Below are 23135 nucleotides of genomic sequence, written 5' to 3' on the forward strand. Positions count from 1 at the left end.
TCGCTTGCTGCCTACCTGTGACTCCAATTACTTTGGGTATCGGGTCTTATTCATAAAAAATAAAACACCGTTTCATATTATTAGAAAGACATACTGTTTACAAGGTTACGCCACTTTTAAAGATTGCCAGTTCGCGGAAATCATTCACTTCATTGCGCGCCGGTTTACCGTTGGCAATGTCAACAATCAACTCGACAAACTCAGTCAACAGGGTGTCCATGGAGGTGCCGTGAATCAACTTACCAGCATCAAAATCAATCCAATGTGGCTTCTTCGCGGCCAATTCACTGTTGGTTGCCAGTTTCACCGTCGGTACAAAACCACCGTAAGGTGTGCCACGACCAGTACTGAACAGCACCATATGGCAGCCAGCACCCGCCAACGCACTGGTTGCCACCGCATCATTGCCCGGAGCGCTGAGTAGGTTCAAACCTGGGCGCTGCAAACGCTCGCCATATTTCAGTACATCGACCACTTTGCTCTGACCCGCTTTCTGGGTGCAGCCAAGGGATTTCTCTTCCAGTGTGGTAATACCGCCCGCTTTATTACCCGGTGATGGGTTTTCATAAATCGGTTGGTTGTGAGCGATAAAGTACTGTTTGAAGTCATTGACCATACTGACCGTCTTTTCAAAAGTCGCTTCATCGCGGCAACGGCTCATCAGAATACGTTCTGCGCCGAACATCTCTGGGACTTCGGTCAGTACGGAGGTTCCGCCATTCGCAATGACATAGTCAGAGAAGCGCCCCAGCAGAGGGTTGGCCGTAATACCGGACAAACCATCAGAGCCGCCACATTCCAGACCAAACTTCAGTTCACTCAGTTTGCCCGGCACCCGTTGGTCATTACGCATCACCTGATAGAGCGCATGTAAATGCGCCAAACCGGCTTCAACTTCATCATCCTGCTGCTGGCAGACCATAAAGTGCACACGGTCTTCATCAACCTTGCCCAGCGTAGTTTGGAAAACATCTACCTGATTGTTTTCACAACCTAAACCAATCACCAGCACCGCACCCGCGTTAGGGTGACGCACCATGTTTTGCAGCATGGTACGGGTATTTTCATGATCCTGACCCAGTTGCGAACAACCGAATGGATGGCTGAACAGATAAACACCGTCAATCCCTTCAGCATCCTGAGTCTCTTTCAGAAAACGCTGCTGGATTTGACGGGCAATGCCATTCACGCAACCGACCGTCGGTACTATCCACAGTTCATTGCGGATCCCCACATTGCCGTTGGCGCGACGGTAGATTTGTACCTCACGATCGGCCATTTGTGGTGGCAGGTCACTGAACTCAGGCTGATATTGATACTCATCGAGATCACTGAGGTTAGTTTTGGCATTTTGCGAGTGAATATGTTCGCCCGGCTGGATGAGAATTAATGCATGGCCGATAGGCAAACCATACTTAACGATCATCTGGCCCGGTTCGATCGCCGTTAAAGCAAACTTATGGCCACGGGCCACCGGCTGAGCCAGCTTGACGCTGAACTCACCGGTTTCAATGACTTCATCTGCGGCCAGGTCTTGCAGTGCGACAGCAACATTATCTAGCGGGTGAATTTTTATAATACTTTGCATAGTTAAACCTTTAGCTATAGGTCGCTACCGCAGCTCTCATGCCGCGATCAATGATAGTTTGCAGTTGTTCTGTTACCTGATTGGCCAGTTGTGGAACGGCGGTCAAATCCTGTCCCCAATGGGTCGCATCAGACAGTACGCTGTTAACTAACTCAGCCAGCGTGATATCACTGTGTTTTACACCACTCCACAAGGTGGAAAAGCGTTCCAGCCAGTGGGCATCATCCTGCAACGGGTAAGTTTGACCATCACGCTCACCACGGTAAAAAGCGATAAGTGCTGCCAGAGCAAAAGTCAGGCGCGGTGGTAACTTGCCTTGCTGTTGCTGGTAGGTCAGCAACTGCGGCAAAATACGAGTACGGAATTTAGTCATACCATTCAAGGCAATAGACAGCAGTTGATGCTGAATGAACGGGTTGCGGAACCGGCTCAATACCGCTTGTGAGAACGACAATAATTCGTCTTCTGGTAAATCCAATACCGGTACAATCTCTTCGGTAATGGTTTTCTCTACAAAGCTGCTGATTTGTGCGTCATCCATCGTCTGGCCGACGGTGTCCAGTCCAGAGAGGTATGCCACAGGTACCAGCGCGGTGTGTGCGCCGTTCAGAATGGCAACTTTGCGTTCTTTATAGGGTTTGATGTCATCAACGATGCGCACGTTCAGATCGAGTTGATCCAGGCGCAGTTCTTGAGCCAGTTCTTTTGGCCCTTGAATAACAAATAGATAGAAGTATTCTGCGGTATCCAGGAAGCTATCCTGATAACCCAGTTCGGTTTGTAAGGCGGCCACTTCATCACGCGGATAGCCTGTAACGATGCGGTCAACCAGCGTTGAACAGAAGGTATTGTGCTCAGTTAACCACTGGGTGAAAGCGGCAGGTAATTGCCAATGACTGGCATAACGCAACACCAGTTCGCGCAGCGCTTCACCATTGTAATCAATCAGCTCACAAGGCAGTAATACCCAACCTTTATCTGCAGCACCGGCAAAATGTTCAAAACGTTCAAACAGCAAGCGGGTCAATTTAGCCGGGAAAGAGCTTGGTGGTGCGTCGCTGAATTGGTCCGCTTCATTCCAGGCAATACCCGCTTCAGTGGTGTTTGAGAACATAAAGCGAATATTGGCATCGCGGGCCAGTGCCAAATATTCATCAAACTGACGGTAAATATTGATCTCACGGTTAACCGAGCGGATCAGGCGGGATTCACGCACCGCTTCGCCCTGCTCATTCAAACCACGGATCACCGCAGTGTACAGACCATCCTGGGTACTGAGTGACGGTGGGAAATCAGTATCGATCGGGCGGATCACTACGATCCCAGCATTCAGATCAGTATGTTCATTAAGTAAATCAATCTGCCAGTCGACAAATGCACGCAGGAAGTTACCTTCACCAAATTGAATGATCTTGTCAGGGTGGCTACGGCCGGGAAAGTCACGACGGTTTAGAGTTTGCATCAGGGTTCACCTCATAACGCATACAGCTATGGACCGGCATTACTGACAGTCCGTGCTTTGCAGGCAATCCTTTCTTTGCAGAGAAGGTCTTTACCGCAGTGCAGCCGGGCGTTAAATAAATAATGAGTTAGAGTTATACAGAGCCGCTAACCGGCCCTGTTATTGGTTATTCAAATCAACGGGGCGATTACAGCTCGATGGCAAAATATTGCTTCGCGTTATCGAAGCAGATGTTTTTCACCATTGAACCCAGCAGTTCAATATCTGCCGGAGCTTCGCCATCAGCCACCCAACGGCCAATCATCTGGCACAAGATGCGGCGGAAGTATTCATGGCGCGTATAAGACAAGAAGCTGCGGCTATCCGTCAGCATGCCAACGAAGCGGCTTAGCAAACCAAGTTGTGCCAGTTGGGTCATTTGGCGTTGCATGCCATCTTTCTGGTCGTTAAACCACCAGCCGGAACCGAACTGCATTTTCCCGGCAGCGCCTTCACCCTGGAAGTTGCCAACCATCGTGCCGATAACTTCGTTATCACGCGGGTTTAGGCAGTAAAGGATGGTTTTTGGTAATGCATTACGCAGGCCCTGAGCATCCAACAGACGGGACAGTGGCTGTGCCAGTGGTTGGTCATTGATGGAGTCAAAACCGATATCCGGCCCCACCAGATTAAACATGCGGCTGTTATTGTTACGCAGAGCGCCGATGTGGTACTGCTGCACCCATTCACGGCGGTGATATTCGCCAGACAGGAATAGCAATACTGCCGTTTTGAACTGTGCAACTTCTTCGGTACTTGGCTGATTACCGGCCAGACGACGCGCCAGAATCGCATCCAGTGTGGCTTCATCTGCCTCACCGTAAACCACAACATCCAAAGCATGATCCGAAACTTTACAACCGTGGGCGGCAAAGTGGTCCATCCGTTTGTTCAAGGCAGTACACAGATCGGCAAAGCGGCTGATAGAGGTATCAGCGGCAGCTTCCAAACGCTGCATGTAGTCGTTAAAACCTGCGGCTTCAATGTTGAAGGCTTTATCTGGACGCCAGCTTGGTAACACTTTGATGTTGAAGCTACCATCAGCGGCAATAGCTTTATGGTGGCGCAGGTCATCAATCGGGTCATCAGTGGTACCGACCATTTTTACATTCATCTGCTGCATAATGCCGCGCGCAGAGAAACTGTCCTGAGCCAGTAATTCGTTACCGCGTTGCCAGATCTCTTCTGACGTTGCAGGGGATAATAACTTACCTGTAATACCAAATGGACGGCGCAATTCAAGATGAGTCCAGTGATACAGCGGGTTACCGATAGTATGAGGAACCGTTGCAGCCCATGCGTCGAATTTCTCACGATCACTGGCATCGCCGGTACACAGACGTTCTGCTACACCATTAGTCCGCATAGCACGCCATTTATAGTGATCACCTTTCAACCAGATGTCATACAGATTCTTAAAGCGGTAGTTTTCTGCGATCTGTTCAGGGGGTAAATGGCAGTGATAATCAAAGATCGGCTGATCTTTTGCGTAGTCATGATACAGACGACGGGCGAATTCGGTGTCCAGCAAAAAGTCTTCGGTCAAAAACTGCGACATATTAGGTTCCTCACTTGAGTACATCTTAGAGCACTGCTCTCTGTTATCGCGAAGTTATCACACCAATTCCATCTATCGTCCAGCATTTTTTTATCGATAGCGATCGCAAAAACCTAACAAAAAGAACAAATACTCAACATTTATAGTCTATTTAGCCCCTTGCGGCACTAAGTCTGTCGGGTTCTATTATTCCCTAATTGAAAAGTGGTTTTTGTGATGTCACTCAACTTTTAAATCTGTATGACAAGTTATTGTTGCGTCGCCCTCAATCATCTCATCCGCATTGTTCACTCAAACGCGCTGATTTGACCCACACGGGAAGACACAGGCAAGAATGAAAGCAGCGACAGCACCGTTGCTCTCAACAGGAAGGGATACCCAAAGCAGTTGAAGCTACCGATAACACTTCAGCCTCAACTCAAATAAGAAGGTATGACCCAATTAAACAGGGTCGGGTACCACCGCATGTACAACGATGTAGGTTGGGCCAAATTGCGCCATGAAACGCCGCTACAGGTCGCGCTTCATAGCAGTAATCTTAGACTGGGAGAAAGTTATAAATGATGCGTAAAATTAAAGGCTTACGCTGGTACATGATCGCTCTGGTCACCGTCGGCACCATATTGGGTTACCTAACACGTAACGCTATTGCGGTGGCCGCACCGACGTTGCAAGAGCAGTTACATATCACGACACAGCAATATTCTTACATCATCGCTGCTTATTCTGCTGCTTACACCTTGATGCAACCGGTAGCCGGTTATGTTCTGGATGTTATGGGCACCAAAGTGGGCTATGCCATGTTTGCCATTATGTGGGCCATCTTCTGTATGAGCACCGCGTTGGCCAGCAGTTGGGGCGGTTTAGCTATCGCTCGTGGTGCGGTAGGTATGGCAGAGGCTGCTATGATCCCTGCGGGCCTGAAGGCCAGTAGCGAATGGTTCCCTGCAAAAGAACGCTCCATTGCTGTAGGTTACTTTAACGTCGGCTCTTCTATCGGCGGCATGATTGCACCACCATTGGTGGTGTGGGCTATCGTGATGCACAGTTGGCAGATGGCATTTATCATCACCGGTGTGCTCAGCCTGATTTGGGCTATTGCCTGGTTAATCCTTTACAAACACCCGAAAGACCAGAAAAAACTGACCGATGAAGAACGTGAATACATCCTCAGTGGTCAGGAAGCTCAGCACTCCACCGCTAACGCTAAAAAGATGTCTGCATTGCAGATTATCCGTAACCGTCAGTTCTGGGGCATTGCTATCCCGCGTTTCTTGGCAGAACCAGCCTGGGGGACATTTAACGCTTGGATCCCACTGTTTATGTTTAAAGCCTACGGCTTTAACCTGAAAGAAATCGCCATGTTCGCCTGGATGCCAATGCTGTTTGCCGACTTGGGCTGCATTTTGGGTGGCTACCTGCCGCCGTTATTCCAGAAACATTTCAAAGTTAACCTGATTGTTTCCCGTAAGTTGGTGGTAACAATGGGTGGCCTGTTAATGATTGCACCGGGGACTATCGGCCTGTTCACTAGCCCTTATGCCGCTATCGCACTGCTGTGTGTTGGGGGCTTCGCTCACCAATCATTGTCTGGCGCACTGATTACACTATCTTCCGACGTATTTGGTCGTAACGAAGTGGCCACAGCCAACGGGTTAACCGGTATGGCGGCCTGGACTGCCAGTACCATGTTCGCTCTAGTGGTGGGTGCGTTGGCAGACACCATGGGCTTCAGCCCTCTGTTTGCCGCATTGGCAGTATTTGATGTGTTAGCCGTGGTGGTTATCTGGACGGTGCTGCAAAACCGCCCAGCGGTTGAACCGACTATCGATCCGATACAACAGGCTCCTGCCGGACAAAACTAATCTGAGTAGTCATTATTGAGCCATAGGTTCGACTCAAGCCCGGTAATCATTTACCGGGCTTTTTACTTCTTGCCAGCCCCCTGGTTTAGTGCGTATTTTCCATCACAACTGTGATAGCAATGACTAGAACCGAATAGGGATAAGTGGTATAACAAATCCAATTATATCTCCTTCGGGATATCATGCCTTCCAGACAATATGAGCCGCAGAATCTGCAGCCTCAATTGCTCCCAAGAGCCTTAATCATGGAATTAACAGAAACCAGACGGTTGTACCAGCAGTTAGCCGCAGAGTTAAAGCAGCGCATCGAAGCGGGTGTTTATCCTGTAGGGGATAAATTGCCGGCGGAACGCTGCATTTCAGAAGAGATGAATGTCAGCCGAACCGTGGTCCGTGAAGCGATCATCATGCTGGAAGTAGAGGGTTACGTTGAAGTGCGTAAAGGCTCCGGCATCCACGTGATGTCGAATCAGCAAAAGCACCTCGTAATGCCCAACCACAGCATTGAATTCGCCACAGCAGGTCCCTTTGAGTTGCTACAGGCACGCCAGTTAATCGAAAGTAATATTGCTGAATTTGCCGCCACTCAGGTTACGCCGCAAGATATCGTGCAATTAATTGAGATCCAAAAACATGCGCGTCAGGAAGATCGCTTCCGTGATTCACAATGGGATCTGAAATTCCATGTGCAGGTTGCTCTGGCCACCCAAAATACCGCCATGGCAACGATTGTCGAAAAAATGTGGAGCCAACGGGTACATAACCCTTACTGGATAAAACTGCATGAGCATATCGATGATAAATCGATCGAGAGCTGGTGCGAAGATCACGACAGGATCCTTGAAGCTCTGATGCGTAAAGATCCTTACGCCAGTAAACTTGCTATGTGGCAACATCTGGAAAATACCAAGCAGATGCTGTTCCGTGCCACTACCGATGATTTTGAATTTAATGTGGATCGCTATTTATTCACAGAAAACCCCGTTGTTCATCTCGATAATCTCATGATGAATAACAATATGGTCGCGAACAGCAAAGGCTGAACCTTGCTCAGATAGTGGCAGGCAACGGGAAGAGAAACTGATTCTATTCTTTCTCTTCCCGGTTTGATCATGGCGATTTAAGGTCAGTAAATGTCGACTTCTGTCAGCAAATGTCAGTATCAAGCCTGTTTTTAAACCATTGCTTAATAAATACTCAATAGGCATTTATATTTCCCTGTTTCATATCCCGCTATTTTGCTAAAGTGTCAGCACTTTTTTACTTGGGTGCTTTGGGAGCGAAACGCAAATACATGCGCTGGTTGTTTGCTCTATTTATTGCAGTGTCTGGCTGGGCCGGTTCGGTCTCCGGCAACCTGCTATCGCCCACATATTCTGCTCCATCAGGCATGGCGTTATCAGCGCTAAGTGCTGTCTATCATAGCAGCCCCTATATCCGCGACATGTCGTCATCCGTAAGGGCATTATCACCTTACCCGCACCTGCAAAATAAAGTCATCCCCTCCCAATTGCGTCTGATGGGTTTGCCGGTCAAAAAAACCGCCATAAAGAATCGGCTGGGGGCCAGCAAGTTTACCGGCTCAGCCAACCCGTCATTGGTCAATAACACTTGGTCTGGGGCATATCTGGCAATATCTCGCAGCAGTCGGGCAGATGAAATCTACAAACAGCCGCGGCAATCACTGCCACTGCTTAACTACTCCAACTGGATGTTCCATACATCGGCACAGCAAAATCGTGTGGGTGGCTGGAAAGAGAGTAATATTCAATATAGCGGGATGCTTACCTACCACCATGATTCTCAGTCGTCGTAGCTTCCCTGACAGTTACAGCGCGAAGTATATTTACCTATTGATATCAGCGAATTGGTTTGTTTGAACACATTTATCAAAACCATCGCTTAAACACGAAAAGCCATCAGCTATTTTTGCGAGTCGTGTTTATAAACTAACGAACATACCCAAAGTAATTGGTATTGCAGTAAGGCAAAACAAGCGAATCCTGGCCCATTGATGAACATCTCAGTGATTCGGGTAAGAAAGCGCTACTGCAACGTCAGGTAAGTAAGGGTATACAACAATGACGTTTTAGGAATACCAGATGGATATCATTAAAGAACTCTTACATGCTCTATGGGCACAGGACTATGAGACACTGGCGAACCCGTCTCTGGTATGGGCCATTTATATCCTGCTATTTGTAATACTTTTCCTGGAAAATGGTTTGCTGCCAGCGGCCTTCTTACCGGGTGATAGTCTGCTGATTCTGGTTGGTGTACTGATTGCAAAAGGTGCGATGAGCTTCCCTGTGACCCTCGTGGTATTGACCACTGCCGCTAGTCTTGGGTGCTGGGTCAGTTATATTCAGGGGCGATGGCTGGGGAATACCAAAGTGGTACAAGGCTGGCTGTCTCATCTCCCTGCTCATTACCACCAGCGTGCCCATAATTTGTTCCATCGCCATGGGTTATCTGCCCTGCTGGTGGGCCGTTTTCTGGCATTCGTGCGTACCTTGTTGCCAACAATTGCCGGGCTTTCAGGCCTGGACAACACCCGTTTTCAGTTCTTCAACTGGATGAGTGGCTTCCTGTGGGTATTGATCCTGACAACGATGGGCTTTGCCTTTGGTAAAACACCGGTATTCCTAAAATATGAAGACGAAGTGATGTTCTTCCTGATGTTATTGCCGCTGGCACTGTTGGTGATTGGCTTGTTTGGTTCTTTATATGTGCTTTGGCGCAAAAAAAGCACCCCACAGGTTGCGGATAGCAATGACAAAAATAAAGGTAAGCCAGAGTGATCAACCTCAAGGGCCGTTTTAGTCGCCCGGTTTGGCACTATCTTATTTTGCCAGTCATGGCGCTGTTGCTGGCGGCCTTGTTGTTTACGCCTATTATTTTGCGCACAGAAAGTGCGTTGAAAATTCGGCCTAACCAACAGGGGCTGTCATTGCCTGATGGGTTTTATCTGTACCAACATCTTGATCAACGTGGGATTCGGATAAAAAGCATTACTCCAGAGAATGATAGCTTGGTGGTAAGCCTGGAATCCCCTGAACAGCAGGAAGAAGCCATTGAAGTGTTGCAGGATATCTTGCCGAGCGGTTATGTCATTGTCTTAAGCGAGTCTAAGAAACGTCAGCGTCTGTTACCCGCATTCAGAAATACCCTACAAAATGTAGGCTAATTTTCGCTACGGGGGCTAATCTCCCCGTAGTCATCTGCTATTTTTTGCCTATTTATTCCGCTGATATCTGATTAATCTATAAAAATTCCTGTGGTAAACTTGGGTATCACATCATTCAGCGCTATGCTTAGACATTCACGGCAACCTGTTTTCGTCCCTGACTCTTGCTGTAAAAGGAAGCAATACTATGTTGTTACGTCGCTCTCTCCTGTTGGTTTTACCTATTGTCGTATTTTGTAATGTTGCTCAAGCAGCGTTAGACAATGAATGCGACATAAAAGCTAAAGAAATCCAACAACAGATAGATTATGCCAAACAACATGGCAATACCCGCCGCGCGGCCGGTCTGGAAACAGCCTTAAAAGAAGTAAAAAGCAACTGCACGGCGGAAAACCTGAAGGCCGAACAACAGAAAAAAATCAGACAAAAGCAACACAAGGTCACTGAGCGCCAGCAAGAGTTAAAAGAGGCTCAGCAGAAAGGTGATGCGAGTAAAATTACCAAGCAACAGAAGAAGTTAGTGGAAGCGCAAGCCGAGTTAAAACAAGCTAAGGCGCAGAAGTAGCAACTCCGGTTTTAAATACAATAACGGCGAATCATCAGAGTTATTTAAGATTTATTCACCTTTTAACTTTGTTAAATATTCGCTACGTTAGGTATCCACCTCAGTTATGTTAAGGAGCTATTACATGCCACAAGATAAAACCTCTGAACATTTACGCGCTGAACTTAAGTCACTGGCAGATACTTTGGAAGAAGTGCTGCAAACTTCGACCGATAAGCCGAAAGCTGAGTTAGATAAGCTGCGAGCCAAAGCGGAAAGCGCGTTGAAAGATACTCGCGAGCGTTTGAGCGAAACCGGCGATAAAATCGCAGCGCAAACTAAAGAAATTGCTGACAAAGCAGATACCTACGTTCACGACAATCCTTGGACTGGTGTAGGCATCGGTGCCGCTGTTGGCGTGGTGTTAGGCGTTCTGTTGTCTCGCCGCTAATTATGGCTGAGCTTCCTCACACACAGGGCCCCGGTAAAGGGGTCCTCGATACTGTTCACCGCATCGCCACTATTGTGGTGGGCATGGTTGAAACCCGTGTACGTCTGGCCGCCATTGAGCTGGAAGAGGAAAAAGCAACACTGGTTCAGTTGCTGATGATGGCAGGGATTACCTTGTTACTTACCGCTTTCGGGTTGATGAGTCTGCTGGTCTTAGTCATATGGGCTATTGATCCTGCCTATCGTTTAATGGCGCTGGGTACTACCACTGCGGTGCTATTGGCACTGGCGATAATCGGTGTTATCTGGACTATCACCAAGGCACGCAGCTCCACACTGCTGGGTTCTACCCGTAAGCAATTGGAAACGGATCGCGAGTTATTGGAGAAAGAGCGTTGAGCCGCCGTAAATTAGCACAAGAAAAAGCCGCATTGTTACGCGAGATCCAGCAACAACGTCTGGATCTCGCCCACAGTGCTGCACACTGGATTGAAGTCACTGCACCTTATGATCGGGGTTGGGCACAAATCGTCGGTATGCGAAAATATTTGATGGTTGGCTCCAGTCTGGTCGCACTATACGGTATTCGCCACCCCAGTAAATTAATCCGTTGGTCGCGCCGGGCGGTCAGCATATGGGGAACCATCCGATTGTTTCGTAGCACTTTTTTCTTACGTTAACCTGCCGTTAGCTCCCTTTGTAGCACCTCGGTATCCTCTAGTGAGTTACTGGCCGCCCTCCCCCCTTCTGTTGCCTAAACAGACTGTTTTTCGGCATTAATCTGCTACCACTTCAGTTTTTTTGATAAAAATAGACAGTTTTACTTGCTAACAACTTCTCAACTTCTCCACTAACATTCTCTCATCAACTCAGGGAGCTTGTGGGATAACACCGACAAGCAACCACATACAAGCACCTTTAATTAACCATTAACGCCCGCAGATGCCAGGCATTAATAGAACAACTTTTTGGAGAAGTCGTCGATGAACAAATTACAAGATACTGGCCTGTTGGTAGCACGCATTCTGATGCCGATTCTGTTTATTGTGGCCGGTTACGGCAAAATGGGTGATGCCTATGCTGGCACGCAACAGTATATGCAAGCAATGGGTGTCCCTGGCTTCTTCCTGCCATTGACTATTTTGCTGGAATTTGGCGGCGGTTTGGCAATTCTGTTTGGTTTCCTGACCCGTACCACTGCACTGTTCACTGCGGGTTTCACTATTCTGACGGCACTTATCTTCCACACTAACTTTGCGGAAGGCGTTAACCAGTTGATGTTCATGAAAAACCTAACCATCGCTGGTGGTTTCATCGTGTTGGCGGTTGCCGGCCCTGGTGGTTTCAGTATTGACCGTCTGCTGGGTAAGAAGTGGTAAGGCTATACTATAAAATGCAATCCCAAAAGTAATTGGAGTTGCAGCCAGGCAGCAAGCGAATGACAAATGGGTCGGGAACCAATTTGAACAGCATTTATGCTAGCCCGTAGGGTGAGCCTCAAGGATGAGGCTCATTAATCCCGATTAACTTACTCAGGTAAGTGATTCGGGTGAATAAGAGCAGCTAACAACGCTGCAATTTCAAGAACACGGGGGATTGGATGGGGCAGCTCGTAGACGGCATGTGGAAAGACATCTGGTATGACACAAAATCTACCGGTGGTCATTTCAAGCGCAGTACCTCACAGTTCCGCAATTGGGTGACTGCTGACGGGCAGGCTGGCCCACAAGGTAAAGCCGGCTTTAAAGCCGAAGCACACCGTTACCATCTGTATGTTTCTCTTGCCTGCCCATGGGCACACCGCACTTTACTCATGCGCACATTGAAAGGCTTAGAGTCACTGATTTCAGTTTCTGTGGTACATCCATTGATGCTGGAGAATGGCTGGACCTTCGCTAATGACTTCCCTGCCGCCACCGGCGACGAACTCTATCATCTTGACTATCTCTATCAGCTTTATCTGCGCGCCGATGCAAATTATAGCGGGCGGGTGACCGTTCCGGTGTTATGGGATAAGCAGCAACAGACTGTCGTTAGCAATGAATCTGCCGATATCATTCGTATGTTCAATACTGCGTTTGATGGCGTCGGGGCTAAAACGGGGGATTATTACCCTACAGCGTTACGCAGTAATATTGATGATATCAACGGGTGGGTTTACGATCAGGTCAATAATGGGGTGTATAAGGCGGGATTTGCCACTACACAGGAAGCCTATGACGAGGCAGTTAATACCTTATTTGACGCATTAACCAAGCTGGAACAGATTCTGGCGAAACAACGATACCTGACTGGTGGCCAACTGACGGAAGCAGATTTACGTTTATGGACCACATTGGTGCGGTTTGACCCGGTCTATGTCACTCATTTCAAGTGTGATAAGCGCCGTATCAGCGATTATCTCAACTTATATGGCTTTTTACGCGATATTTATCAAATTCAAGGTGTCGCTGAAACAGTCGATTTTGCCCATATCCGCAATCACTACTATCGCAGCCACGGCACCATAAACCCTTACGGGATTATCTCCATAGGCCCACAGCAAGACCTGCTGGAGCCACATGGGCGAGATACACGTTTCACTTTATTAACAGATTAACGCGCAGTAGCCATAACAGCTTAAGGCGTAGCGAGCTAAGACTGAGTGCGTACAGCGCGGAAAAACCGGAGCGTACACGTAGTACGTGAGGATTGTGAACACTGCACAATCTCAGTATAACGACGCGCAGTAGTCGTTTACTTATTAGCGAACAATTTAGGAATCTCTCGCAGACACCACGACTTAGCCTCTCCCATACTGTCGCGCCGCCACGCCATAATAATATCCGCCTCACGGCTGAACTCTGGCCCGACGACCCGTAAACGGCCCGCTTCAATGTCTTTTTCTACCATTTCATAAGGCATGGTCGCCACACCTAAACCGGCTAATAATGCCCGCCGCTTATCTTCGATAGTGCTAACAGTCAAACGTTGCTGTTTATCCAGCAACTGAACCGTAATAACTGGCCGCTCACGAGCGGTATCCGCGACGGCGACACCACGATATTTCACTCGCGTCAGTTCTGACAAAGGCTCTGGTTCCAAATGAATGGGGTGGTCTGGACTGGCAACATAGACACTGGTCACTTTGTACAGTTTACGGCTGTTAATCTCTGAAGATGCACGGAAATGCATATCGGGCGCAATGACGATATCAGCCCGCCCCTGCTCCAACCGTTCCCATGCTCCGGCCAATACTTCGGTAAAAATAGAGACTTGAGTATTGGCTTTAAGCGCCAGTTTGTCGATCAACGGGAACAGTTTCCATGCCGGAGACAATGCCTCGCTGACAATCGTGATATGTGTTTCCCAGCCGCGCGCCAATGCTTCAGCATCAGTAGTCAGTTTGTCTGCGGCTTCTAGTAGCACCCGCCCGCGATCCAGTAGCATCCGCCCAACATTGGTAAATTTGGTGCGATGCCCGGAGCGGTCGAACAACACCACATCAAGCTCTTCCTCAAGTTTCTGCATGGTATAGCTCAGTGCAGAAGGTACCCGCCCCAATTCATCAGCCGCCGCGGCAAAACTACCACGGCGGTCAATAGCATCCATTACTCTCAATGCTTCTAACGTTAGCGCCCGATCTTTGGCCATCATTTTCTCAATCAGGAAATTTGAATATAGCGACCAGATTAACTGGCTAACAATCCGTCGTCCAGACGCTTACCATCTCTTTATCAATTAATATCAGGATAGGGCAATCATTGTCATGATCACATGCAGAACAGCAAAACAGTGCGGGCAAGCTGACTATGGTTGGCTCCAAGCCCGTTATACTTTCTCATTCGGCCACTATTTTGATCCGAAACTATTGGGTTATGCCTCGCTGCGCGTCTTGAATCAAGAGGTGCTGGCACCGGGAGCCTCATTCCAACCCCGAACTTATCCTCAGGTTGATATTTTAAACCTGATTTTACAAGGTGAGGCTGAGTATCGAAATAGTCTGGGTAACTATGTGCGTGGTAAAACTGGTGATGTGTTGCTCTTTTCTGCTCAATCGGGTGTCAGCTATAGCGAGCATAATCTAAGTGCAGATAAGCCATTAACGCGCATTCAGTTATGGCTCAACGCCTGCCCTGAACAGGAAAGTAATCCCGCCCAGCAGTTATCATTATGCACGCAACCATTACGGCTACTGGCATCCCCTGACGGTGAGCAGGGCAGCCTGAAACTGCGTCAGCAAGTATGGATTCATCATCTGGATCTAGCCGCAGGTGAACAGTACACCATTGACCTACACGGCCCAAGGGCTTATCTGCAATCCATTCACGGAACGGTGGCTGTGGTTGGGCCGCAGGCCAGTGAAACTCAGCGCCTGACCTGCGGTGATGGTGCTTTTGTACAAGAAGAACAGCACCTGGTGATTAAAGCCGAAACACCGCTGCGTGCGCTGCTCATTGATTTGCCTGTGTGAATAAGGGCGAGCATGCCAGTCAACATTTAATGGATAGAACGGGCAGCTCCCCCACGTTGCGCCAGCATAATTACGGTTTTAACGACGCCATATCGATCACGAAGCGGTATTTCACATCGCTTTTCAGCATCCGCTCATAGGCATCGTTGATATCCTGAATATTGATCATCTCTATATCTGATGCAATGCCGTGTTCAGCACAGAAATCGAGCATTTCCTGCGTTTCAGCAATGCCGCCAATACATGAACCCGCCACCGAACGCCGTGCCAGAATCAATGGCATGGTGTTTAACATCGGGCTAAGATCACCAAGGAAACCAACAAATACCAGTGTGCCATCCACATTCAGTGTCGGCATGTAGGGGTTGATATCATGGACATAAGGCACGGTATCGATAATCAGATCGAATTGCCCTTTGGTCGCGTCCATTTGTGCATTATCGGTGGATAACACAATATGGTGTGCGCCTAAACGGCGGGCATCAGCTTCTTTACTCGGTGAACGGGTAAAGAGCGTCACTTCAGCCCCTAATGCATTCGCCAGCTTTAATGCCATATGACCCAAACCACCCAGGCCAACGACTGCGACTTTGCTGCCTTTGCCCACTTTCCAATGGCGCAGCGGCGACCAGGTAGTAATACCGGCGCACAGTAGTGGCGCGGCAGCTTGCAAATCCAGACCAGCAGGCATTTTCAGCACAAAATCTTCAGAAGCTACAATGGATTGTGAGTAGCCACCGTAGGTTGGTGTATGGTCGTGGCGATCAACACCATTGTAAGTTTGCACATTGCCCTCTGCACAATACTGCTCCAGACCCTGTTGACAGGGTTGGCACACTCGGCAGGAGTCCACCATGCAGCCAATTCCGGCAAAATCACCCACCTTGAATTTCGTGACACTTTTCCCCACAGCCGTGACACGCCCAACCACTTCATGCCCAGGTACCAGCGGATAACTGCTGAACCCCCAGTCGTTACGCGCCTGATGCAGATCTGAGTGACAAACACCGCAATAGAGCACATCCATCACCACATCATCAGGACGCGGATCGCGACGGGTAAACTCAAGTGGGGCGAGGGGAACTTGTGCGGATTTGGCTGCATAACCGAGAACTTTTATCGTCATGATGTATCTCCGGTATCATAAACACTGTGATGTGAAGCTCGATAAACCGTAAAGAACGTCGAGAGTAGACAGTTTGAGTATAGGGAAAGTTGGTTTCAAGGAAATTGCTATCTAGAGAGTATAGGCCTGTAAAGTAGCAATCCTGCCTCTATTTTTACGCTGATATTTAGCGAGAGAATTACAATCCAGTGAGCTTCTCCAAGGCTTCTGCACCAGCAACCTGGCAAGAGCGATTTGCGCGGGCGAACTACCCTTTTGGTGAGCGGCCTGCTGAATCAAGGTGATTGCACAAAAGTAGCAAATGTCAGAGCAGAGGATTAGATGGATAAATGCGCATGGCTATATGAATCTAACTCATAAATTTAACTATACTGGAACGCACAGACCGCTGAACAGGTAAGTAAGATTGATGTTAAAAGAGAATTTTAACGATTTAATTTCATTTCTTATGGTTGCCAGAGAACGAAGTTTCACCAAAGCAGCGGCAAAACTGGGGGTTTCACAATCGGCCTTAAGTCATTCCATTCGTGGGTTGGAAGAACGACTTGAGCTTCGCTTGTTGACCCGCACGACTCGCAGCGTTGCCCCGACAGCAGCGGGCGAAAGACTGGCAAATAGTCTAGGGCCACGTTTTGCAGAAATTGAGAGTGAGCTGGATGCCTTAAGCGAAATGCGCGAGCGGCCTGCGGGGAATATTCGCATTACTGCAGGCGAACATGCCGTGGACTCGACCCTCTTGCCGGTACTGAAATCATTTCTCGCCGATTACCCTGACATCAATATGGAAATTACGTCGATAACACCTTAACCGACATTGTTAGCGGGCGTTTTGATGCTGGCATCCGCCTTGGAGAGCAGGTAGCAAAAGATATGATTGCGGTGCGGATTGGGCCGGATATGAGTATGGCTGTCGTTGGCTCGCCTTCATATTTAGCTAAATATGGCATACCCGTCACTCCGGCAGATCTGCAAAATCATCGTTGCATCAATATGCGCCTGCCGACAATGGGGGGGTCTTTATGCATGGGAATTTGAAAAAGAGGGGCATGAGTTAAGAGTTCGCGTTGATGGGCAACTGACCTTTAACAGTTTGCGGCAACGCATTGATGCCGCCATCATGGGTTTTGGCCTGGCATTCGTACCAGAGGATGCGGTAAAAGCTGAGATTGCCAGTGGCAGCTTAGTCAGGGTACTGAAAGAGTGGTGCGAGCCTTTTCCCGGTTATTACCTTTACTACCCGAGCCGCCGGCAACATACCACCGCATTTTCGTTGTTCGTGGATGCCTTACGCTATCAGCGTTAAGATAAAACAGACATCCCGCAAACCATATCGCACAAAACAAAAACCCCGCCGAAGCGGGGTTTTGCGGAATGAGTGGAATTGACTGGTAAGCCGCTTTCTTTTATGAAAAGCGTCGTGGACAGTCATTCCTCGCAAACCATATCGCACAAAACAAAAACCCCGCCGAAGCGGGATTTTGTGGAATGAGTGGAGTTGACTGGTAAGCCGCTTTCTTTTATGAAAAGCGTCGTGGACAGTCATTCCTCGCAAACCATATCGCACAAAACAAAAACCCCGCCGAAGCGGGGTTTTGTGGAATGAGTGGAGTTGACCGGTAAGCCGGGTTCTGTCGTGGACAGTCATTCCTCTAGGCCAGCAATCGCTCACTGGCTCAAGCAGCCTACCCGGGTTCAGTACGGGCCGTACCATGTGAACCCCTATTTGGCCTTGCTCCGGGTGGAGTTTACCTTGCCACGAACTGTTGCCAGCCGCGCGGTGCGCTCTTACCGCACCCTTTCACCCTTACCTGATCCCACTTACGTGGGCCATCGGCGGTTTGCTCTCTGTTGCACTTGTCGTAGGCTTGCGCCTCCCAGGCGTTACCTGGCACCCTGCCCTATGGAGCCCGGACTTTCCTCCCCTTCACCTGTCTCCCCCGAAAGGGACGGCAGCGAAGCGGCGACTGTCTGGTCAACTCCGCGGCGGATTATAATCACATTACGGGTGAATGTCATCTTCCGCTTGCTCTTGAGCGCCATCTTGCAGCTCAAGTGCGTACTTATAGAGCGCATTCTTTTTCACGCCGTGGATCTCTGCCGCTAACGCTGCGGCTTTTTTCAGCGGTAACTCTTTTTGCAATAATGCCAGAGTGCGTAATGCTACGGCCGGTAAAGCATCATCGGCTTGTACTTTATGTCCTTCGACAATCAAGACCATTTCACCTCTGCGGCGGGTTTCTTCTTCCTGAACCCAAGCCAACAACTCGCCAACCGGTGCACCGTGGATAGACTCCCAAGTTTTAGTTAATTCTCTGGCGAGTACCACATAGCGTTGTGGGCCAAGTACGGTTACCATGTCCTGTAAACTTTCCAACAAGCGATGCGTTGATTCGTAGAAGATCAGTGTTCGAGGTTCCTCAATCAGCGCTTGCAGAGTATCCTTACGTCCTTTGGTTTTCGCAGGCAGGAAGCCTTCGTAGCAAAAACGATCCGAGGCAATACCGGCGGCAGAAAGTGCAGTAATCGCCGCACAAGCGCCTGGGAGTGGCACCACTCTGATGCCCGCTTCACGGCAACGGCGTACTAAGTGGTAGCCCGGATCGTTGATAAGTGGCGTACCTGCATCTGAAACCAGGGCAATACTCTGGCCTGCTTGCAGTTTCGCCAGCAAATGATCGGCTTTTTGTTGTTCGTTATGGTCATGAAGTGCAAACAGGCGGGCGTTGATCGCAAAATGCTGTAATAACAACCCTGTATGGCGTGTATCTTCTGCCGCAATCAAATCAACGCCTTTCAGTACCTCTAACGCCCGGTGGGTAATATCCCCTAAATTACCGATTGGGGTGGGTACCACATAAAGCGTAGATGCAGAAATCACTGCTCGATCGTGTTGATTCATTGTTTCATCCGAATTACCGATTTAATATTGAGCATCTTGAAAAAAACATCACTGGATACAGTATGCTTTCCTCAACATTCGTTCGTTCCAAAGCAGGGCTTGTCCCTGTAGTTCTGGCCGCACTGATTCTGGCAGCCTGTTCAGGCAGAGCGCCACAGACGCCGCCACCCGCAAATATACAGGACGAAGCAAGCGCGAACTCTGATTATTATCTGCAACAGTTGCAACAGAGTGGTGATGATAACAAGGCTGACTGGCAATTACTCGCCATTCGTGCCCTGTTACGTGAAGGGAAAACGCCTCAGGCGGCAGAACAGCTCGGTACACTACCGGCTAATCTGAGCGATGCGCAACGTCAGGAACAACAATTACTGAGCGCAGAACTGCTGATCGCACAGAAAAATAACCCTGCGGCGGCTGATATTCTTGGCAAGTTGGATGCAACCCAGCTCTCAGCTAACCAACAAGTTCGTTTCTATCAGGCGCAAATTGCAGCCAATCAAGGCAAAGCCACTCTGCCACTGATTCGTGCGTTTATCGCTCAGGAACCGTTACTGAAAGATAAAGCCCATCAAGATAATATCGATGGCACCTGGCAATCACTGGCACAACTGACACCACAAGAATTGAACAATATTGTGATTAATGCAGATGAAAACGTGCTGCAAGGTTGGCTGGATTTACTGCGTGTGTATCAGGATAACAAGCAAGATCCCGAGCTACTGAAAGCCGGTATTAAAGACTGGCAGAACCGTTATCCTCAAAACCCGGCAGCGAAAACTCTGCCAACGGCATTAACGCAGATCAGTAACTTCAGCCAGGCATCCACGGCGAAAATTGCACTTTTGCTGCCACTTAGTGGCTCGGCACAGGTATTTGCCGATGCTATCCAGCAAGGTTTCACTGCCGCTCAGAATGGGTTACCGGTAGCAGCGCCTGCGCCTGCAACACCCGATACAGCAGCAACCACGCCAACCGATACCGCCGCAACGCCTGCTGAGGTAGCTCCGGTGGCCACACCGGCTCCGGCGGTGGCTCCTGTCGCGGCCAACAATGCACAGGTGAAGGTCTACGACACAACAACGCAGCCTATCGCGGCATTACTGGCACAGGCACAGCAGGATGGCGCGACTTTGGTTGTCGGCCCACTGCTTAAACCTGAAGTTGAACAACTGAAAGCCACAACAAGCACCTTAAATATCTTGGCGTTAAATCAGCCGGAGGCCAGCACTAACAGTCCCAACATCTGTTACTTTGCCTTATCGCCAGAAGATGAAGCCCGCGATGCGGCGCATCATTTGTGGAATCAGGAAAAAAGAATGCCATTGTTGCTGACCCCGCGCGGTACCTTTGGCGATCGTATCGCCAAAGCCTTCGCTGAAGAGTGGCAGAAACAGGGTGGGCAAACAGTATTGCAGCAAAACTTCGGTTCAACGGCTGAGCTGAAACAAGCTATCAACAGTGGTGCGGGTATCCGGCTAACTGGCCAGCCAGTGGCCGTTTCAGGCACGCCTGCTGCGGCACCGGCATCTGTCACCATTGCAGGTCTGACAATCCCGGCACCACCAGTAGATGCGCCCGTCGTTTCCACTTCCGCTGGTGGTAACATTGATGCAGTTTATATCATTGCAACTCCGGCTGAACTGACACTGATTAAACCGATGATTGATATGGCCACCAGCTCGCGTAGCAAACCGGCGCTGTTTGCCAGTTCGCGTAGCTATCAAGCCGGCGCTGGCCCGGATTACCGTTTGGAGATGGAAGGCATTCAGTTTAGTGATATTCCATTGATGGCCGGTGCTAATCCGGCACTGATGCAACAGGCGTCGGCTAAATATGCCAACGACTATTCGCTGGTGCGCCTGTACGCCATGGGGATCGATGCGTGGACATTATCGAATCATTTTGCACAAATGCGCCAAATCCCTGGTTTCCAGGTCAGCGGTACAACCGGTGATTTAACGGCATCAGCCGATTGTGTTATCACTCGTAAGCTGCCTTGGCTGCAATACCGTCAAGGCATGGTAGTACCGGCGGCGTAACGTGATTCGGGTGACAAATCTGTCTGGAACAGATTTGAACGCTGCTTGCAGCGGCCTCGCAGAGGCGAGGCCCATGGACGGGTTGAGTAACGAATGTAGCTAACACCCCTGCAACTTCAAGGACGAAGGGAATATGAGCCAACGGGATACTGGCACACATTACGAAAATCAAGCCCGCTGCTATCTGGAGCGGGTTGGTTTAATTTTTCAGGCGGCCAATGTCACCTATCAAAGTGGTGAGATTGACCTTATCATGCGCGATGGGGAAACCTGGGTGTTTGTTGAGGTGCGCTTTAGGCGTAATGCCCTATTCGGCGGAGCCACCGCCAGTATCACTTACAGCAAGCAACAACGGTTACTCCGGGCGGCCGCCATTTGGCTGGCACAGCGAGGCGGCAGCTTTGCCACAACATCGTGCCGTTTTGATGTTTTTGCCATCACGGGTAGCCAGATAGAGTGGCTGCCTAACGCTTTCAATGCGGATTAACAATTTCTCCGGTTTACTACCGGGCTATGACCTAAGACGTTGGAGTTGCAGGTAGGCGGTAAGAGAACGACAAATTGGTTGTAAACCATTTTGAACGGCGCTCGCACTGGCCCACTGGCTGAGCCGAGTAACAAACATAGCCACCCCCTGCGGCCTCAAGTACCAAGGGCATATTAATTTTACTGAGTGGATTAAATCAACGTGCTGGATAGAATCAAAGGCTGCTTTACAGAAAGTATTCAAACCCAGATTGCCGCGGCAGAGGCTTTGCCTGATGCCATATCCCGTGCAGCAATGACGTTGGTTCAGTCACTGCTCAACGGCAATAAAATTCTCTGCTGCGGTAATGGGACTTCTGCGGCTAACGCGCAGCACTTTGCCGCCAGCATGATAAACCGTTTTGAAACAGAACGACCAAGTCTGCCTGCAATTGCGTTAAATGCTGATAATGTTGTTCTGACCGCTATTGCCAACGACCGTTTACATGATGAAGTCTATGCCAAACAGGTGCGGGCACTCGGTCATGCTGGTGATGTTTTGCTCGCGATTTCCACTCGTGGCAATAGCCGTGATATTGTGAAAGCGGTCGAAGCAGCGGTAACCCGTGATATGACCATCGTTGCCCTTACCGGTTACGATGGCGGTGAGCTGGCTGGCCTGTTGGGTCAGCAGGATGTTGAAATCCGTATACCTTCGCACCGCAGTGCACGCGTTCAAGAATTACACATGCTCACAGTGAATTGCTTGTGTGACTTAATTGATAACACTCTATTTCCTCATCAGGACGATTAAAGGAGCACGAATGAAGGTTGGTTATATTTTTGCCATGCTATTCAGCGCCCTGCTATTGCAAGGCTGTGTAGGTGCCGTAGTTGTAGGCAGCGCAGCCGTTGCAACTAAATCTGCCACAGACCCACGCTCTGTTGGCACTCAGGTAGACGATGGCACTCTTGAGGCCAGAGTCGTCAATGCGCTGAGCAAAGATCAGCAGATAAAAAGCCAGACACGCTTTGTGGTGACCGCTTATCAAGGGAAAGTTTTGCTGACCGGGCAGTCGCCAACCGCAGAGCTGTCTAACCGCGCCAAACAAATTGCCGCAGGTGTCGATGGCGCAACGGAAGTGTATAACGAGATGCGCATAGGCAAGCCAGTTGATCTGACTACCGCCTCAATGGATACCTGGATCACCACTAAAGTCCGCTCACAGTTACTGACCGCAGACTCGGTTAAATCATCGAACGTGAAAGTTACCACTGAGAATGGCGAAGTGTTCCTCTTGGGTCTGGTGACTCAGCAGGAAGGGCAATCAGCAGCACAGATTGCCAGCCAGGTTAGTGGCGTTAAGCATGTGACCACTGCGTTTACTATTGTAAAATAATCAATTAGTTAGAAAGAGCAATCCTATTATGGGCCGGGAGAAATCCAGGCCCATTTT

At 49.3% G+C, this 23135-nt stretch carries 22 protein-coding genes, 1 other RNA gene and 1 pseudogene; 17 read left to right on the forward strand and 7 right to left on the reverse strand.

Annotated elements, in window-relative coordinates; translation table 11 throughout:
* Positions 1-97 precede the first annotated feature (97 nt).
* The 3 genes from A6J67_RS00660 to uxaC form a co-directional block, all read right to left on the reverse strand.
* Positions 98-1588 (reverse strand): UxaA family hydrolase, encoded by a 1491-nt coding sequence (locus A6J67_RS00660; RefSeq protein ID WP_005192907.1) that lies wholly within the window; start codon positions 1586-1588, stop codon positions 98-100.
* Between the two features lie 10 nt (positions 1589-1598).
* Positions 1599-3050 (reverse strand): tagaturonate reductase, encoded by a 1452-nt coding sequence (locus A6J67_RS00665; RefSeq protein WP_050072619.1) that lies wholly within the window; start codon positions 3048-3050, stop codon positions 1599-1601.
* Positions 3051-3237: 187 nt separating this feature from the next.
* On the reverse strand, positions 3238-4647 hold the full coding sequence (gene uxaC / locus A6J67_RS00670; RefSeq protein ID WP_042569028.1) for a glucuronate isomerase: 1410 nt from the start codon (positions 4645-4647) through the stop codon (positions 3238-3240).
* Positions 4648-5207: 560 nt separating this feature from the next.
* Between uxaC and A6J67_RS00675 the strand changes: the two genes are divergently transcribed.
* The 11 genes from A6J67_RS00675 to A6J67_RS00725 all read left to right on the forward strand — a co-directional run bounded on the left by A6J67_RS00675 (position 5208) and on the right by A6J67_RS00725 (position 13292).
* A complete protein-coding gene (locus A6J67_RS00675; RefSeq protein WP_005192916.1) occupies positions 5208-6512 on the forward strand; it encodes an MFS transporter in 1305 nt (434 codons plus the stop codon).
* Between the two features lie 245 nt (positions 6513-6757).
* The gene (exuR, locus tag A6J67_RS00680; protein ID WP_005192922.1) at positions 6758-7555 is read left to right on the forward strand and encodes a transcriptional regulator ExuR; all 798 of its coding nucleotides are present in this window, start codon (positions 6758-6760) and stop codon (positions 7553-7555) included.
* A gap of 251 nt (positions 7556-7806) precedes the next feature.
* Positions 7807-8328: a hypothetical protein gene (locus A6J67_RS00685; protein WP_050296888.1), complete on the forward strand. Its 522-nt coding sequence runs from the start codon at positions 7807-7809 to the stop codon at positions 8326-8328.
* A 286-nt stretch (positions 8329-8614) separates the two neighbouring features.
* Entirely contained in the window at positions 8615-9313 is a 699-nt protein-coding gene (locus A6J67_RS00690) for a DedA family protein (RefSeq protein ID WP_005192932.1), read from the forward strand.
* Positions 9310-9699, forward strand: coding sequence for an EnvZ/OmpR regulon moderator MzrA (gene mzrA, locus A6J67_RS00695; RefSeq protein ID WP_032907983.1), 390 nt, complete (start codon positions 9310-9312; stop codon positions 9697-9699). Before A6J67_RS00690 ends, mzrA begins: the two co-directional genes overlap by 4 nt.
* A 187-nt stretch (positions 9700-9886) precedes the next feature.
* Positions 9887-10264, forward strand: coding sequence for a DUF1090 domain-containing protein (locus tag A6J67_RS00700; protein ID WP_042569026.1), 378 nt, complete (start codon positions 9887-9889; stop codon positions 10262-10264).
* Between the two features lie 124 nt (positions 10265-10388).
* The gene (locus A6J67_RS00705) at positions 10389-10694 is read left to right on the forward strand and encodes a DUF883 family protein (protein WP_005192939.1); all 306 of its coding nucleotides are present in this window, start codon (positions 10389-10391) and stop codon (positions 10692-10694) included.
* A gap of 2 nt (positions 10695-10696) precedes the next feature.
* Positions 10697-11092 (forward strand): phage holin family protein, encoded by a 396-nt coding sequence (locus tag A6J67_RS00710; RefSeq protein ID WP_005192942.1) that lies wholly within the window; start codon positions 10697-10699, stop codon positions 11090-11092.
* Positions 11089-11373 carry a YqjK-like family protein gene (locus A6J67_RS00715; protein ID WP_032907985.1) on the forward strand — a complete coding sequence of 95 codons (285 nt, stop codon included), beginning with the start codon at positions 11089-11091 and terminating at the stop codon, positions 11371-11373. The genes A6J67_RS00710 and A6J67_RS00715 overlap by 4 nt, the downstream gene beginning before the upstream one ends.
* Before the next feature lie 303 nt (positions 11374-11676).
* Complete coding sequence (locus tag A6J67_RS00720; RefSeq protein ID WP_004714887.1) at positions 11677-12072, forward strand: DoxX family protein; 396 nt, start codon at positions 11677-11679, stop codon at positions 12070-12072.
* A gap of 221 nt (positions 12073-12293) precedes the next feature.
* Positions 12294-13292 (forward strand): glutathione S-transferase family protein, encoded by a 999-nt coding sequence (locus A6J67_RS00725; protein ID WP_032906957.1) that lies wholly within the window; start codon positions 12294-12296, stop codon positions 13290-13292.
* A gap of 137 nt (positions 13293-13429) precedes the next feature.
* Here A6J67_RS00725 and A6J67_RS00730 read toward each other — a convergent pair whose 3' ends face one another.
* Positions 13430-14326, reverse strand: coding sequence for a LysR family transcriptional regulator (locus tag A6J67_RS00730; RefSeq protein WP_005188368.1), 897 nt, complete (start codon positions 14324-14326; stop codon positions 13430-13432).
* A gap of 115 nt (positions 14327-14441) precedes the next feature.
* Here A6J67_RS00730 and A6J67_RS00735 point away from each other — a divergent pair, with 115 nt between their 5' ends.
* On the forward strand, positions 14442-15146 hold the full coding sequence (locus A6J67_RS00735; RefSeq protein WP_005188370.1) for a pirin family protein: 705 nt from the start codon (positions 14442-14444) through the stop codon (positions 15144-15146).
* Positions 15147-15216: 70 nt separating this feature from the next.
* Here A6J67_RS00735 and A6J67_RS00740 read toward each other — a convergent pair whose 3' ends face one another.
* Positions 15217-16272 (reverse strand): NAD(P)-dependent alcohol dehydrogenase, encoded by a 1056-nt coding sequence (locus A6J67_RS00740; RefSeq protein WP_005188374.1) that lies wholly within the window; start codon positions 16270-16272, stop codon positions 15217-15219.
* Between the two features lie 409 nt (positions 16273-16681).
* Between A6J67_RS00740 and A6J67_RS00745 the strand changes: the two are divergent.
* Positions 16682-17575, forward strand: a pseudogene (locus A6J67_RS00745) (LysR family transcriptional regulator).
* Positions 17576-17873: 298 nt separating this feature from the next.
* Here A6J67_RS00745 and rnpB read toward each other — a convergent pair.
* Positions 17874-18252: RNase P RNA component class A (gene rnpB, locus A6J67_RS00750), an RNA gene on the reverse strand.
* Between the two features lie 19 nt (positions 18253-18271).
* Positions 18272-19171, reverse strand: a complete 900-nt coding sequence (gene rsmI / locus A6J67_RS00755) for a 16S rRNA (cytidine(1402)-2'-O)-methyltransferase (RefSeq protein ID WP_042569021.1) — start codon at positions 19169-19171, stop codon at positions 18272-18274.
* Between the two features lie 62 nt (positions 19172-19233).
* Between rsmI and A6J67_RS00760 the strand changes: the two genes are divergently transcribed.
* The 4 genes from A6J67_RS00760 to dolP all read left to right on the forward strand — a co-directional run bounded on the left by A6J67_RS00760 (position 19234) and on the right by dolP (position 23078).
* The gene (locus A6J67_RS00760; RefSeq protein ID WP_050296887.1) at positions 19234-21213 is read left to right on the forward strand and encodes a penicillin-binding protein activator; all 1980 of its coding nucleotides are present in this window, start codon (positions 19234-19236) and stop codon (positions 21211-21213) included.
* A gap of 133 nt (positions 21214-21346) precedes the next feature.
* Positions 21347-21700, forward strand: a complete 354-nt coding sequence (locus A6J67_RS00770; protein WP_005188387.1) for a YraN family protein — start codon at positions 21347-21349, stop codon at positions 21698-21700.
* Positions 21701-21901: 201 nt separating this feature from the next.
* Positions 21902-22492: a DnaA initiator-associating protein DiaA gene (gene diaA, locus A6J67_RS00775; RefSeq protein ID WP_004710884.1), complete on the forward strand. Its 591-nt coding sequence runs from the start codon at positions 21902-21904 to the stop codon at positions 22490-22492.
* 10 nt (positions 22493-22502) lie between these two features.
* The gene (gene dolP, locus A6J67_RS00780; protein ID WP_042569019.1) at positions 22503-23078 is read left to right on the forward strand and encodes a division/outer membrane stress-associated lipid-binding lipoprotein; all 576 of its coding nucleotides are present in this window, start codon (positions 22503-22505) and stop codon (positions 23076-23078) included.
* The last annotated feature ends 57 nt before the right edge of the window (positions 23079-23135 follow it).

It is taken from the genome of Yersinia sp. FDAARGOS_228, from assembly GCF_002073315.2.
In the GTDB taxonomy this organism is placed as follows: domain Bacteria; phylum Pseudomonadota; class Gammaproteobacteria; order Enterobacterales; family Enterobacteriaceae; genus Yersinia; species Yersinia intermedia.

Excerpts from the sequence above, each read along its gene's own strand:
- uxaC (WP_042569028.1), bottom strand. The coding sequence starts at position 4,647 with ATGTCGCAGTTTTTGACCGAAGACTTTTTGCTGGACACCGAATTCGCC.
- A6J67_RS00730 (WP_005188368.1), bottom strand. The coding sequence starts at position 14,326 with ATGGCCAAAGATCGGGCGCTAACGTTAGAAGCATTGAGAGTAATGGAT.
- A6J67_RS00710 (WP_005192942.1), top strand. The coding sequence starts at position 10,697 with ATGGCTGAGCTTCCTCACACACAGGGCCCCGGTAAAGGGGTCCTCGAT.
- A6J67_RS00705 (WP_005192939.1), top strand. The coding sequence starts at position 10,389 with ATGCCACAAGATAAAACCTCTGAACATTTACGCGCTGAACTTAAGTCA.
- A6J67_RS00690 (WP_005192932.1), top strand. The coding sequence starts at position 8,615 with ATGGATATCATTAAAGAACTCTTACATGCTCTATGGGCACAGGACTAT.
- A6J67_RS00760 (WP_050296887.1), top strand. The coding sequence starts at position 19,234 with ATGCTTTCCTCAACATTCGTTCGTTCCAAAGCAGGGCTTGTCCCTGTA.
- A6J67_RS00660 (WP_005192907.1), bottom strand. The coding sequence starts at position 1,588 with ATGCAAAGTATTATAAAAATTCACCCGCTAGATAATGTTGCTGTCGCA.
- A6J67_RS00770 (WP_005188387.1), top strand. The coding sequence starts at position 21,347 with ATGAGCCAACGGGATACTGGCACACATTACGAAAATCAAGCCCGCTGC.
- A6J67_RS00725 (WP_032906957.1), top strand. The coding sequence starts at position 12,294 with ATGGGGCAGCTCGTAGACGGCATGTGGAAAGACATCTGGTATGACACA.
- dolP (WP_042569019.1), top strand. The coding sequence starts at position 22,503 with ATGAAGGTTGGTTATATTTTTGCCATGCTATTCAGCGCCCTGCTATTG.
- A6J67_RS00665 (WP_050072619.1), bottom strand. The coding sequence starts at position 3,050 with ATGCAAACTCTAAACCGTCGTGACTTTCCCGGCCGTAGCCACCCTGAC.
- A6J67_RS00700 (WP_042569026.1), top strand. The coding sequence starts at position 9,887 with ATGTTGTTACGTCGCTCTCTCCTGTTGGTTTTACCTATTGTCGTATTT.
- exuR (WP_005192922.1), top strand. The coding sequence starts at position 6,758 with ATGGAATTAACAGAAACCAGACGGTTGTACCAGCAGTTAGCCGCAGAG.
- A6J67_RS00740 (WP_005188374.1), bottom strand. The coding sequence starts at position 16,272 with ATGACGATAAAAGTTCTCGGTTATGCAGCCAAATCCGCACAAGTTCCC.
- A6J67_RS00735 (WP_005188370.1), top strand. The coding sequence starts at position 14,442 with ATGATCACATGCAGAACAGCAAAACAGTGCGGGCAAGCTGACTATGGT.
- rsmI (WP_042569021.1), bottom strand. The coding sequence starts at position 19,171 with ATGAATCAACACGATCGAGCAGTGATTTCTGCATCTACGCTTTATGTG.
- A6J67_RS00720 (WP_004714887.1), top strand. The coding sequence starts at position 11,677 with ATGAACAAATTACAAGATACTGGCCTGTTGGTAGCACGCATTCTGATG.
- A6J67_RS00685 (WP_050296888.1), top strand. The coding sequence starts at position 7,807 with ATGCGCTGGTTGTTTGCTCTATTTATTGCAGTGTCTGGCTGGGCCGGT.
- A6J67_RS00675 (WP_005192916.1), top strand. The coding sequence starts at position 5,208 with ATGATGCGTAAAATTAAAGGCTTACGCTGGTACATGATCGCTCTGGTC.